A 12,531-nucleotide genomic window follows, 5' to 3' on the forward strand; every position below is an offset into this window, starting at 1 on the left:
CGGTAATGGCAATGGTCTATTTTTTGGATAAAACGCCGAGTCAGTGGGGAAGGATGGCAAGGTCCGTCACCTAGGCCATATACTCGACTCAAACCCTTCCTGAGTTGTCCCCTTTATGTCCCAAACCACCGCTACCCTGCCATTGCCCAGCCCGGAAAGTGCGATCGCCTTAGCAGGAAGCGGAGAAGATAACTTAACCTATTTGGCCCACCACACCGGCGCAAAGTTGATTCTGCGGGGGCAAGAACTGATGGTGGTCGGTACCGAAAAAGCCGTGGCCCGGGTTATGGCCGTGCTCCAATCCCTTGCTCCCTACTGGCAGAGTGCTAAAGCCATTTCCCGTCCAGACTTGATGACCGCTTTCCATGCCCTAGATACGGGCAAACAAGAAGAACACCAAGCTTTACAAAAAACGGTGTTGGCCAAAACCCGCCGGGGGGAAATTGTCCGGGCGAAAACGTTCCGGCAACGGCAATATATCAAGGCAATCCAAAAGCACGATGTGACGTTTTGCATTGGCCCAGCGGGCACAGGGAAAACTTTTTTGGCGGCGGTGCTTGCGGTCCAAGCGCTGCTAAACAATGAATGCGATCGCCTGATTTTGACTAGGCCGGCGGTGGAAGCGGGGGAAAAATTAGGTTTTCTGCCGGGGGATTTGCAACAAAAAGTTGATCCGTTTTTGCGACCCCTCTACGATGCTTTGTATGAATTTATTGAACCGGAAAAAATTCCTGACTTGATGGAGCGGGGCAAAATTGAGGTAGCTCCCCTGGCCTATATGCGGGGCAGAACATTGACCAATGCCTTTGTGATTGTGGACGAGGCTCAAAATACCACCCCAGCCCAACTGAAAATGGTTTTAACTCGCCTGGGTTTTGGCTCGAAAATGATTGTGACCGGCGACATAACCCAAACCGATTTACCCAATTACCAAAAATCAGGTTTGCAAGTGGCCCAAACCATTCTTAAGGATGTGGAAGGGGTTGCATTCTGTTACCTCAATCAGGCGGATGTGGTGCGCCATCCCTTGGTGCAAAGGATTGTGGAAGCCTACGAACGTTCCGAAAATACCAGTCCCCCGGCCCCGAAGCCTTCCTCGTAAAGGCTTGATCCCCAAGGGGTTTTCCGAGTTAGGGCAAGGCTCTCCCTAGGGGCATTTTCCCAGAAGTAAAACTTTGATGTACACTAATGCGGGCGTGAATCCGTGGCCATTGCCAGGACGATCGCCGATGTGGTGTGGGGTGAAATCTAGGGCGAATGAACCGCCTCTAGGCTTTTTTTGTCTAAAGCAAGATTAAACAAAGTTAAGCAAATGCCAAGCCGTCCCTTGGGGCGGAGTTTCACCACTAGTTTTTCGATGAATTTACGCTACCTCTGGTCAGGAAAACAGATATTGATAGGAGGCGGTCTAATTCCTCTATTATTCGGTGCCGCTGTCTCGGCCCAGTCTCCTAGCCAAACTAATCCCAGTAATCTTCCTGACGTTACCCCCCTCCTGGCTCAACGGTCAGCGACCGACGATAGAAGGCAGTTCAATGAGCTACTGCGCCAAGGCAAGGCCTATGTGGATAACGGTAATTTTCCCCAGGCGATCGCCATTTACCAACAGGCGGCCATGTTGGACGGGGAAAACGCAGAACTGTTTGGCAGCATGGGTTATCTCTACGCCCGCCAGGGACAATTTGCCGAGGCTAGCCGGAGTTTTCAGCAGGCTCTGCGGGTAAATCCCAACAATCCCGACTATTACGATGGTTTGGGCTTTAGTTACGCCCGCCAAGGATTGTTAAACGAAGCTGCCAGCGCCTATGCCACCGCCATTAGTTTAGGCCCCAGTTCCCGTGAGTCAGTTAAATACCGCCTTGCCCTGGGGATTATCATGCTCCAGCAGGGAGACTACAACCGGGTGCGTCAACTGTATAACGAAATTCATAGTTTGCAATCGGACAATGAAGAAGCGGCGGTGATGATGGGGGCAGCCCTGCTCCAGAGCAGTGAGTATGAACAGTTAATCACGTTCAACAATCAGGCCCTTAGATTATTTCCTAACCGTTCTGAACTAACCTTGCAACTGGGTAAAGCTTATCTGGCCCAGGGTGATCTGGTGGCAGCCCGCAGAGCGTTAGAACCTAGGCTCAATCCAGATTGGCGTAGTTTTTCCCTCTACCTTACCTGGGCAGAACTACTGGAACGGGAGGGAAATTTTGCCGGAGCCCTGGATGCCTATAAACAAGCTCTCCGCAATGAACCCACGGCGATCGCCGCTAAAATTGGCACTGGTCGGATGTATTTGGAATTGGACAATCCTGCCGAAGCTGTTTGGGTTTTCCGTGATTTAACCCGCCTCCAACCCAGTAACGCTGATTTTTATTACCTGCTGGGGGAAGCCTACGCTGTGGACGAAAAAATTGACTTGGCCAAAAAATCCTTTGGGGAAGCGAAAAAACTTTACCAGGCCCAGGGCAACACCGCTGGCAGTGACCGGACCCAAGAAAAGCTGGATAATCTCTAGTGGAAGTTAGCCAGACCAATGCTTGCTGACCAACTTTCAACAATCTATTTTTACCCTTTTCAGTTTTCAGGAGTTAATCACCGTGGATGCAATGGAATTCTTTCGCAATAGTTCCGGCAACTGGCGATCGCAACGTACCACCCATCACCTGGCCTTCCGTCGGGCAGAAACCGGCACCTCGGAAATTTTTGTTGAAGCTCTGGGTGCTGATGATCAAAAAATTGTCGAGATTTGTGAAATGCACGACTGCGACCCAGCCAAAGCCGTGGGGGGAGCCTTTGTCCGCTGGGAAAGCGCCATGGCCTGGGATAAAGAGGATGAAAATCATGAAGGAACAACTGTATTTGCCCTCATTCCCGATGAAGACAATCCCCAACAGGGACTACTACTGCGGGAGAGGGGCTATGCGGAAATTGTCCCCATTGCCGGTCGCTATCACATCGACGAAGAGGAAGCCCTGGTGCTAGTGACGGAGTATGAGACCATGACCACCATTGAACGGTTCTGGTTTGCCAACCCGGATATGCGCCTTAGAACCAGTACTGTGCAAAGGTTTGGGGGATTCAATACCGCCACCTACTGTACGGAAATGCGGGTCAAAGAGGAAAACACCGTGTCTGCGTCCCCTGCCCCTGCCTACGAACAATTTTGTGGCTGGTAGCCCCGTTTGGTTCCAGTATGGGGAGCTCGATCGCCCTGCCAAGCCATCTGAGGAATTGGCTAACCCTGAATGGAAGGGCGATAATTGTAATAAATTGTAATATTTGCCAACGATTAGGACCCTTCCCCCTTATTATTTAAACTAACTAATTATCAAGCTCTTCTTTAAGATCACGGAGGTTTACACTTGGCTCTTCCCCTATTGAACTACGCCCCCAAAAGTCAAAATGTGAGGGTAGAAGGTTATGAAATTGGCTCTGAAGAGAAGCCTGTTGTTTTCACCACGGAAAACATCCTCTCCAGCAGCGATATGGATAACCTAATCGAGGCGGCCTATCGTCAAATCTTTTTCCATGCGTTTAAGTGGGACCGAGAAAAAGTCCTTGAGTCCCAACTGCGTAACGGCCAAATTACTGTACGAGATTTTGTGCGGGGCTTGTTGCTTTCCAACACCTTCCGCAATAGCTTCTACGAAAAGAATAGTAACTACCGCTTCGTTGAGCACTGTGTACAGAAGATTTTAGGGCGGGACGTTTACAGCGAACGGGAAAAAATTGCTTGGTCCATTGTGGTCGCGACCAAGGGCTATCAAGGATTAATTGACGATTTGCTCAACAGCGACGAGTACCTCAATAACTTTGGCTATGACACGGTGCCCTACCAACGTCGTCGCAACCTTCCCGGTCGGGAAGCGGGTGAATTGCCCTTTAACATCAAATCTCCCCGGTACGATGCCTACCACCGTCGCCAATTGGGCTTCCCCCAAATCGTTTGGCAGAACGAAGTGCGTCGCTTTATTCCCCAGGAGAAAAAGCTCACCGCTGGCAATCCGATGAACTTCTTGGGCATGGCCCGCAGTATCAACCCTGCCGCCAACACCATTCCCAAGGTTTCCGCCCAAAATATCAACATCGAAGCTTCTGTGCCCCGTCGCTAGGCACTAAGGTCAGAGGGTTGAAGGATTAGTGCATTCCTAGCGTGGATAGTTACTGATTTTTCCGTCCTGAAAATTAAACTGAAAAATCAAATAATTGTTTCGCTGGGACTGTTTGCTAGTCCCTTTTTTTTGGCTATTTTTGGGGCGAGGATCTGAGTATAAATACTTGATTGAACTATGACGGGAGAGCAATTTAGCGGAAATTGTGAAGTCTTCTAACAATTATGGAACCTCTGCCCATAATCCCAGACTAAAAACCTATACTTGCCCCCAATACCAACTCCTCACCGAACCTAGGGCTTGATGTTGGTTGAGGTAGTAATTTCCCCAGAGTGGAGTCCCCATGATTGCCCCTATTTGCCGTGCTCTGCGTTCCCGTCTTCCCCTCGCCGCTATGCTGATGATTGCCGCCACTGCTACCCCCGCCTTAGCGAATTCCCCCCTCGCCGCCAATTTAACTCCGAATCAACCCCAACCTTTACTGTTGGATGGCGTTCAACTCTTTGCTCCGGTGGGGATTCCCGATGATGATTTTTTGCTTAATGTGACTGATACCCGGGAGGTGGATCCCTTAGACAGTCCTTATCCAGTGCCATGGAGTTGGATTGTACGTACCCAGCAGGATTACGCCGAACAACAACAATCAGGGTTGCGCTACTACCGCAGTCCGGCTTTGGTGTCTCCCTCTGGACAGTATGCAGCTTACAGTCGCATTGAAGTGCGGGCGGAACCCAATTCCTACGAGTCCAAAGTGTTGGGGGTAATGTTCATTGAAAATTTAGCTACGGGCAAGCTGCAGGTAGTGCGGGCAAACTCCCCCATTGCCAGCTATTTGCAAAGGGTAGGGGAAGATAGCCCAGAAATGGCCGGGGTAATTTCGATTCTTTTGCCAGCTTCTTGGTCCGAGGACGGCGATCGCCTGTTGGCCCGGCAAATGGAAGGGGCATTTAATTCTTCTGACATTAGTGATTATGGCGTTGTTTGGCAAAAAGGTTCCATCCGTACCCTTAGTGCCATGCCCCAGAACACCACGGAATCCAGCGCAACTCTCTTGGGTTGGCATGAGAACAATCCCAGTCAGGTACTTTTTCAAGTAAGCCATTTTGACCAAGAAGAGGATGAAAATTCTTTGGTCAGCGTCGCTTTAGATGGGGAAGTTCAACCAGCGAAAGCTCCTACAGTCATTGCCTACGGGAAACGGATCAGCCGCAGTTGGAGCGGTGTACAATCCATGCGCTAGGAAAGAGCACCGGGGTGGTGGTCTGGAGGCTGGAAAAGCTCAAAGGCTTGGCGGGTGAATTGGCGTAGTTTTTCCCCAATGTCCTGGGCGGGGAGATATTTACCCACCACCTGCCAGTTGTCCACCGTAGAAAGTCTCCAGGCTTGCCCTTGGTGATTGATACCGACGGTTTCGATGCCAATAATTTTTGGGGATTTTTCCGTGGGATCAGGATGGAAGCGAATTTGCACCAGAATACTGCGGCTCTGGTAACGGGGACTCCAACCCGGTAAATGGAAACCAATGTCAATGGAGTGGGGGTCCACCTGGGCTTGGGTCTGGCGATCGCCTTGCCAAGGAGCAAGGTCAGCCCTAGCGTCGGGAAATTGAGCCTTAAAGAGGTTCACCACGGCGGCGATTTTGGTAGTAGTAGCGAGTCCAATGGCTTGTTCTGCCGCATTCATTGGCAATGTCTCCTGCTGGAAGGGTAACCGTTGGCCAGGACAGGATTATGGTTAGCCTGGCGGTGGGGGATGGGCACAGGAAATGGGACAATTAATGGCCCAGAATTGATTCCATAGGATAGCAAACCTCCGTGAAAATTTCCGAACAGACCCTTGAGGTGGGACAGTTCCACTGGTTTTACCGCCAGATTCAGCCGCCCCAGCCCACTAACAATCCCCCTGTTATGCTGCTCCATGGTTTACCGAGTCAGAGTTTATGTTGGACTGGGGTAATGCCTCTGTTAGCGGAAAAGGGGTTAACGGCGATCGCCCCGGATTGGTTGGGGTTTGGCTTTTCGGACATCTTGGATAAACGGGATTTTGCTTATACTACGGCGGCCTATGAACAGGCTTTGGGGGAATTTTTTCAGTCTTTAGAATTGGCAAAAATATTCTTAGTAGTGCAAGGATTTTTAGCCACAGCGGGCATCGAATACGCCCTCAATCACCCAGACCAGATTGAACGTTTAGCTATCCTAAATACCCCCGTTGTGCCGCCGGTGTCGTTACCTTGGCCCATGCGCCAATGGACCATTCCTTTGGTGGGGGATATGGTCACCCAAGATCCGCTAATTATCGACCGCACCTTGGAAGGGGGCAGTGGTTTTGTCATCAGTGACGAAAAACTCGACATTTACCGTAAACCGTGGCTAAAAACTTCCGCCGCCGGTCGGGCTTTAATGGCTGTCACTAAGAATTTGCCCACCACTAATGCTCTGACAAAAATTGGCGATCGCCTACGCACAGAATGGCAAAAACCCACCTGCTTTATCTGGGGAACGGCGGATAAATGGTTATCGGTGGAACCCATTGAACAGTTAGTCCAGGGAGTTAATCATCTAGAATTAATCAAATTATCGGAAGCAAAACACTATCCCCAAGAACATTTTCCCCAGGAAGTCGGGACAGCCCTACAGACCTTTTTCCGTAAACAAATTGCTTAAAAATCAAAGAACTTTTGCCGGGGGTTAAAGGTTTCCTTTTCCCGAATTCTACGGTAAAGCTCCAATTCCTCTGGGCTGGGTTCCGGGGGAATTTCCACCCGAATTTCCACTAACTGGTCTCCCCGATCGCCTTGGTTGTTGGGAAAGCCCTTTTTGGCCAAACGTAGTTTTTGACCATTTTTTAAACCCGCTGGCACAGTCATTTTCACCAGGCCGTCAATGGTCATCACCTCAATAGCGCCCCCCAAAATGGCTTCACTGGGAGTTACGGGCACCTGGCAAGCAATGTCCGTCCCCTGGAGAGTAAATAACGGGTGGGGAGAAAGGTTGATTTTTAGATATAGATCGCCCCCATTAATGCCCTGTTGCTTGAGGCGAATCCGTTGCCCATCCCCCATGCCCCCAGGCATTTCCACCTCCAAAGAACGGCCATCTTCCAAACGAATTCTTTCCTTGCCTCCCCGGTAGGCTTTTTCCAACGGCAGGGTCAAATTGGCTTCCACATCCCTGGGCACAGGGCGGGCGGGGGACACCACTTTCGTGCGTCTAGTTTCACTAAAATCTTGCCATGACTGCGCCGGCTGACGGGTTCCAGTGCGCCCAGTGGGGGTACGAACTTGGCCATTGACACTTGTTCCGTTAGGCGATCGCCCACCGTTACTATTGGGGCTAAAACGACTGGTGGGGGGACGGCGGAATCGGCCAAATAAACGACTATCTAATTCCCGGCGCTTGGTTTCATCGGAAAGGACATCGTAGGCTTCGTTAATATCTTTAAATTTCTCTTCCGCTGTTTTATCGTTGGGGTTAACATCAGGATGATACTGACGAGCTAGCTTCCGAAAAGACTTTTTAATCTCTTCAGCAGTGGCATTGCGGGGAACTCCCAAAATTTGATAATAATTCCGCACTTGTTCCATAGGGTTGCCAGAAAATACTCGCTCAATCCACTCAAACTAACTCAGGTCGAGGTTACAGGGGTAAATCATCAACGGTTTTTACCGTCTTTGGTCAACGAACTTTTGACATTAGAACCAATCATCATCGTCATCATCCCAACCGTTTTGTAATGGGGCATTGCGACCGGGCTGGGCAGGCCGTTCCCCATAGCGGCCATTGCCTCCCCGACCAGAACGACTGGGGGCATTTTCCCGATAATCGTAATCCTTCTGGCGATCGCCTCTAGAGTAATCATCCTGGGGGCTAGAACGGCGATCGTCGTAGGTACCCCCTAAACTCTCTCCTTGGTAAGGTCGTTGTCTGGTGACCCTGGACTGGTCCCAATCAGCATAGGCGGTGGAACGGTAATCTTTGCTCAAGGAAGGGCCCCGGCCAGCGCCAGCCCTGGGCATGGGTGCCTCTCGACGGGAAGGGGCGTTGTAGTTGTAATCGTCATAGCGACCGTAGTCATTACCTCCCCGATAATCATCCCTGGGAGCAGGGCGACGGTTGTAGTAATCATCATCGTCATCGAAATCGCCAGTGAAGGTTTTCTTAATCGCTTCGAAAAAGCCTTCTTCCTTGTCGTCATACTGCAGACGCACTTCCCGATTTAACTCGTACAACACATCCTGCAAATCTGCCTGGGCCCGGTCTAACCGACGCTCATCATCTTTTTCCAGACTGTCTAAAATTTCACTGCACAACGCATCCACTTGACGACGGTAGGACACGGTGAACGCACTGCCGAAATCCAGGGTAACTTCCTTGAGCCGCCGCTGAGCCTGATCCGTTAATGCCTTAGCACTGTTGCGTTTTTCAATGCGTTCCCGCCGTTCCCGGTCCTGGGCGGCAAAGGTTTCTGCTTCTTGGATCATGCGATTGACTTCCCCTTCACTGAGGATGGAAGCCCCTTGGACTGTAATGCTTTGCTCCCGGCCGGTGGTTTTGTCCCTCGCTGTCACCTGCAAAATACCGTTAGCGTCAATGTCGAAGGAAACCTGCACCTGGGGCACTCCCCTGGGAGCCGGCGGAATACCGCTCAGTTTAAAACGACCGAGGGAAATATTATCGCTGGCCATTTCCCGTTCCCCTTGGAGCACGTGGACTTCCACTACGGTTTGATTATTTTCCCCGGTGGAAAAAATGTCCGATTTACGCACTGGAATGGTGGTGTTGCGGGGCAGTAATTTTTTCATCACGCCGCCAATGGTTTCCAACCCAAAGGAAAGGGGGGTTACATCCAGCAGCAAGATATCTTTCACTTCCCCGTCCAAAATGCCCGCCTGGATTGCCGCTCCGATCGCCACTACTTCATCGGGGTTGACGTTTTCGTTGGGTTCCCGGTCAATGAAACTACGGACAAGGCCTTTGACCATGGGCATACGGGTGCCACCTCCCACTAGCACCACTTCATCGATTTGTACCGGACTCAAGCCCGCATCTTTCAGCACCCGTTTAACGGGTCTTTGCAGACGAGTAACTAAATCTCCACATAAATCTTCAAATTCCGAACGGCTCAACTGGGTTTCCAAATGTTTGGGACCGTCTTCCGTAGCGGTGATGAAGGGTAAATTAATTTCCGTAGTACCGACCCCAGAAAGTTCAATTTTGGCCTTTTCCGCCGCTTCGGTTAACCTTTGTAGGGCCTGGCGATCCTGCCGTAAATCCACTTTCTCCGCTTCTAAAAACTTTTCCGCTAGCCAATCCACAATGCGGCGATCAAAATCGTTACCCCCCAACTGGGTATCACCGCTGGTGGCCTTAACTTCAAAAATGCCGTCCCCCACTTCCAACACAGAAACATCAAAGGTGCCGCCCCCTAGGTCAAACACCAGGATTTTTTGTATCCGCCCCTGGTCTAAGCCGTAAGCTAAAGATGCCGCTGTGGGTTCGTTGATAATCCGTAGCACTTCCAGCCCGGCAATTTTCCCCGCATCTCTAGTGGCTTGCCGTTGGGAATCGTTAAAGTAGGCAGGCACAGTAATCACAGCTCCGGTGACCTTTTCCCCCAGGTAGCGGCTGGCTTCTTCGGCCAACTTCCGCAAAATCATGGCGGAAATTTCTTCCGGGGCAAAGTCTTTTTTCAGCCGGGGACAACGCACTTTAATGTTATCCCGGTCATCCCGCCGGATGGTGTAGGCTACTCGTTTAGATTCTGGAGTTAAATCAGTGTAACGCCTCCCCATAAAACGTTTGACGCCATAGAAAGTATTTTGGGGATTGAGCACCGCTTGCCGCCGGCCCATCTGACCCACCACCAATTCCCCTTCTTTGTTGAACCCCACCACGGAGGGGGTAGTACGCATGCCTTCCGCATTGGCGATGACAATGGGTTTGCCGCCTTCCATGACGGCCACAACTGAATTGGTAGTTCCAAGGTCAATTCCGACGACTTTTCCCATGTTGTTTTCTTTGCTCCCAAAATTTGCAGAGCGGTTAATACTCGTTAACACTAGGCACTTGCCCAACCATTATAGGAGTTTGGGGCGGGACCCTGGGCAAACTTCAACCTAGACCATAAAACCCCAACCAATGGGCCAGGGTTTTACAGACAAATTAGCAGATTGGGGAACGATGTTAATTCAAATCAGGCGATCACCGCTACGGGAATGCGGAGATGATCATAGAGGGGGAAACCAGCACAAAGTTCACTGACCCGGCGCAGACAATCCGCTTTTACGCCTTCATCTTCCGGGGACAACAGGCGATCGGCAATGATGTTGGCAATGGTGCGGAATTCGTCTTCCTGCATACCCCTGGTGGTCATGGCAGGGGAGCCCAGGCGCAAACCACTGGTGACAAAGGGAGATTCGGGGTCAAAGGGCACCGTGTTTTTGTTGGCGGTGATGTTGATTTCTCCCAACAGTTGATCGCCCACTTTGCCGGTCATGGCGATTGAGCGCAGGTCTACCAACATTAAATGGTTATCGGTGCCGCCGGATACCAGGTCAAAGCCCCGTTTTTGTAACTGGTCGGCCATGGCTTGGGCGTTGGCGATTACCTGGCCAGAATAAACCTTAAATTCTGGTTTCAGCGCTTCCCCAAAGGCCACTGCTTTAGCGGTAATGACGTGCTCCAAAGGGCCGCCCTGGGTGCCAGGAAAGACGGATTTGTCGAATTTTTTGCCTAATTCCTCATTATTGGTCATGATCAAACCACCCCGGGGACCCCGCAGGGTTTTATGGGTGGTGGTGGTGACGACATCGCAATAGGGCAAGGGACTGGGATGGTGTCCTGAAGCCACTAAACCGGCAATGTGGGCAATGTCTGCCATTAGGTATGCTCCCACTTCGTCGGCGATCGCCCGGAATTTATCAAACTCGATTTGTCGGGGATAGGCAGAGTAGCCACAAATCAACAGTTTGGGTTTAACTTCCAGAGCCTGTTGGCGGATTTTGTCGTAATCTAACCGACCCGTTTCCTTTTCCACACCGTAGTGGGCCACTTCGAACCATTTACCAGAAACGTTGACAGGGGAACCGTGGGTTAAATGGCCGCCGTGGGAAAGGTCCATGCCCATAATGGTGTCGCCGGGCTGGAGCAGGGTTAAAAATACGGCAAAATTGGCCTGGGCCCCGGAGTGGGGTTGGACGTTGGCGTGGGCAGCCCCAAATAACTCTTTGACTCGACTGATGGCTAGCGTTTCCGCTTGGTCCACAAATTCACAGCCGCCGTAATAGCGTTTACCCGGCAGACCTTCGGCATACTTATTGGTTAAGACGGAACCCTGGGCCGCCATTACTGCTGCTGAAGTGAAATTTTCGCTGGCAATCAATTCAATGTGGGTGCGTTGCCGTTGTAATTCCCGGTCAATGATGGCCGCAAGGGCGGGGTCGCTGGTGGCTAAAAAGTCGAGGTTGGTTTGATTCACGTCTTATCTTCCTGTAAACAGTGCTGGGGGCGGAAAGCACCGCGCTTCTTGAGTATTTACTAAGTTTATCGGAAAACCGGGTCTAAAACCCCGTCTTTCAGAGTGTGATATCTACAAAGCCACCTGTTACGGAGCGTGAAGCCGTTGTGACACTGAGTTGTCAAAAGATATTCGAGATCCGGACACTGAGGTCTACCTGAGTACAGTTTCCGTCTGGGAAGAAATTGTCAAGAGTTTCAAGAAAGTAATGAGAGGCGCCAGTTGTGTAGTGGTTCTATGTTACCACTGACCCTGAATTTGGCAAATATTGCCATGGTGATATCCACCATGTAGGCTGACCTGGAGAAAACTTTCGTGCGGCGATGAAATCTAGCAAACCAATGGCGATTATCTGAGTTGTTTCTCTCAATTCCTACTGTTTCTCTTTTGCTAATCCCATGAAACGCATCGGGATGTTCATCCAGTAGTTGTTGATAGGGCCCCCAGTCATCGGTGTAGTACACGGTCACTTTCCACTTTGCCAGTCTCTCCAGCAAACGACTCAGGGTTTGAATATCACGATCAATCAACTGAATGGTGAAAAGCCCAGTAGTTTTTACTATATCCAAATTTCATACAAAAGCAACCTAAATAGCTCAGAGGTACTATTTCTGTCCCGGCTCTCATCTTTTTTGAATTTTCACTACATAGATAACACTGATAATAGTACCTTTGTTTTATTCTACCTACGATAATAGAAGAGCGATAACTTCGGCAGTGCAAAACTCCGGTTTGAATTACAAAGCATATAGTAGTTTCAAATAAAGCTGAGACGCTAAACGCCACGGTAAGAACGGATAATTTCATCAAGAGACGTGTCAATAGGAGCGTACATTCTAGCTCGTTTCAAGGCACTAAAGTCATGCTCAATATCATTTAAATCAGGAGAATATTTCGGCAAAAAAAG

At 50.4% G+C, this 12,531-nt stretch carries 12 protein-coding genes; 6 read left to right on the top strand and 6 right to left on the bottom strand.

Annotation, left to right across the window (positions count from 1 at the left end):
* Nucleotides 1–115: 115 nt before the first annotated feature.
* The 5 genes from H6G46_RS05365 (at nucleotide 116) to H6G46_RS05385 (ending at nucleotide 5,346) form a co-directional block, all read left to right on the top strand.
* Complete coding sequence (locus H6G46_RS05365) at nucleotides 116–1,102, top strand: PhoH family protein (RefSeq protein WP_010871744.1); 987 nt, start codon at nucleotides 116–118, stop codon at nucleotides 1,100–1,102.
* Between the two features lie 210 nt (nucleotides 1,103–1,312).
* A complete protein-coding gene (locus H6G46_RS05370; protein ID WP_010871745.1) occupies nucleotides 1,313–2,509 on the top strand; it encodes a tetratricopeptide repeat protein in 1,197 nt (398 codons plus the stop codon).
* Nucleotides 2,510–2,591: 82 nt separating this feature from the next.
* Nucleotides 2,592–3,170: a phycobiliprotein lyase gene (locus H6G46_RS05375; RefSeq protein WP_010871746.1), complete on the top strand. Its 579-nt coding sequence runs from the start codon at nucleotides 2,592–2,594 to the stop codon at nucleotides 3,168–3,170.
* 186 nt (nucleotides 3,171–3,356) lie between these two features.
* Complete coding sequence (locus H6G46_RS05380; protein WP_010871747.1) at nucleotides 3,357–4,106, top strand: phycobilisome rod-core linker polypeptide; 750 nt, start codon at nucleotides 3,357–3,359, stop codon at nucleotides 4,104–4,106.
* Between the two features lie 343 nt (nucleotides 4,107–4,449).
* Entirely contained in the window at nucleotides 4,450–5,346 is an 897-nt protein-coding gene (locus H6G46_RS05385) for a hypothetical protein (protein WP_010871748.1), read from the top strand.
* Here the strand turns inward: H6G46_RS05385 and H6G46_RS05390 are convergent.
* On the bottom strand, nucleotides 5,343–5,789 hold the full coding sequence (locus H6G46_RS05390) for a hypothetical protein (protein ID WP_010871749.1): 447 nt from the start codon (nucleotides 5,787–5,789) through the stop codon (nucleotides 5,343–5,345). The two genes, H6G46_RS05385 and H6G46_RS05390, sit on opposite strands and share 4 nt — an antisense overlap.
* Before the next feature lie 131 nt (nucleotides 5,790–5,920).
* Between H6G46_RS05390 and H6G46_RS05395 the strand changes: the two genes are divergently transcribed.
* Nucleotides 5,921–6,772 (top strand): alpha/beta fold hydrolase, encoded by an 852-nt coding sequence (locus tag H6G46_RS05395; RefSeq protein WP_010871750.1) that lies wholly within the window; start codon nucleotides 5,921–5,923, stop codon nucleotides 6,770–6,772.
* Here the strand turns inward: H6G46_RS05395 and H6G46_RS05400 are convergent.
* The 5 genes from H6G46_RS05400 to H6G46_RS05420 all read right to left on the bottom strand — a co-directional run.
* Nucleotides 6,769–7,692 carry a DnaJ C-terminal domain-containing protein gene (locus tag H6G46_RS05400; protein WP_010871751.1) on the bottom strand — a complete coding sequence of 308 codons (924 nt, stop codon included), beginning with the start codon at nucleotides 7,690–7,692 and terminating at the stop codon, nucleotides 6,769–6,771. The two genes, H6G46_RS05395 and H6G46_RS05400, sit on opposite strands and share 4 nt — an antisense overlap.
* Before the next feature lie 108 nt (nucleotides 7,693–7,800).
* Nucleotides 7,801–10,116 (bottom strand): molecular chaperone DnaK, encoded by a 2,316-nt coding sequence (gene dnaK, locus H6G46_RS05405; RefSeq protein ID WP_010871752.1) that lies wholly within the window; start codon nucleotides 10,114–10,116, stop codon nucleotides 7,801–7,803.
* 185 nt (nucleotides 10,117–10,301) lie between these two features.
* A complete protein-coding gene (gene glyA / locus H6G46_RS05410) occupies nucleotides 10,302–11,585 on the bottom strand; it encodes a serine hydroxymethyltransferase (protein ID WP_010871753.1) in 1,284 nt (427 codons plus the stop codon).
* A gap of 236 nt (nucleotides 11,586–11,821) precedes the next feature.
* Nucleotides 11,822–12,193: an IS1 family transposase gene (locus tag H6G46_RS05415; RefSeq protein WP_020861471.1), complete on the bottom strand. Its 372-nt coding sequence runs from the start codon at nucleotides 12,191–12,193 to the stop codon at nucleotides 11,822–11,824.
* Nucleotides 12,194–12,399: 206 nt separating this feature from the next.
* A partial coding sequence (locus H6G46_RS05420) for a transposase (RefSeq protein ID WP_190759831.1) occupies nucleotides 12,400–12,531 on the bottom strand: 132 nt, incomplete at its 5' end.

This window comes from Synechocystis sp. FACHB-908 (assembly GCF_014698595.1).
In the GTDB taxonomy this organism is placed as follows: Bacteria; Cyanobacteriota; Cyanobacteriia; order Cyanobacteriales; family Microcystaceae; genus Synechocystis.

Coding starts and splice junctions, on each gene's coding strand:
- H6G46_RS05370 (WP_010871745.1), top strand. CDS start 1,313: ATGCCAAGCCGTCCCTTGGGGCGGAGTTTCACCACTAGTTTTTCGATG.
- dnaK (WP_010871752.1), bottom strand. CDS start 10,116: ATGGGAAAAGTCGTCGGAATTGACCTTGGAACTACCAATTCAGTTGTG.
- H6G46_RS05400 (WP_010871751.1), bottom strand. CDS start 7,692: ATGGAACAAGTGCGGAATTATTATCAAATTTTGGGAGTTCCCCGCAAT.
- H6G46_RS05385 (WP_010871748.1), top strand. CDS start 4,450: ATGATTGCCCCTATTTGCCGTGCTCTGCGTTCCCGTCTTCCCCTCGCC.
- H6G46_RS05365 (WP_010871744.1), top strand. CDS start 116: ATGTCCCAAACCACCGCTACCCTGCCATTGCCCAGCCCGGAAAGTGCG.
- H6G46_RS05390 (WP_010871749.1), bottom strand. CDS start 5,789: ATGAATGCGGCAGAACAAGCCATTGGACTCGCTACTACTACCAAAATC.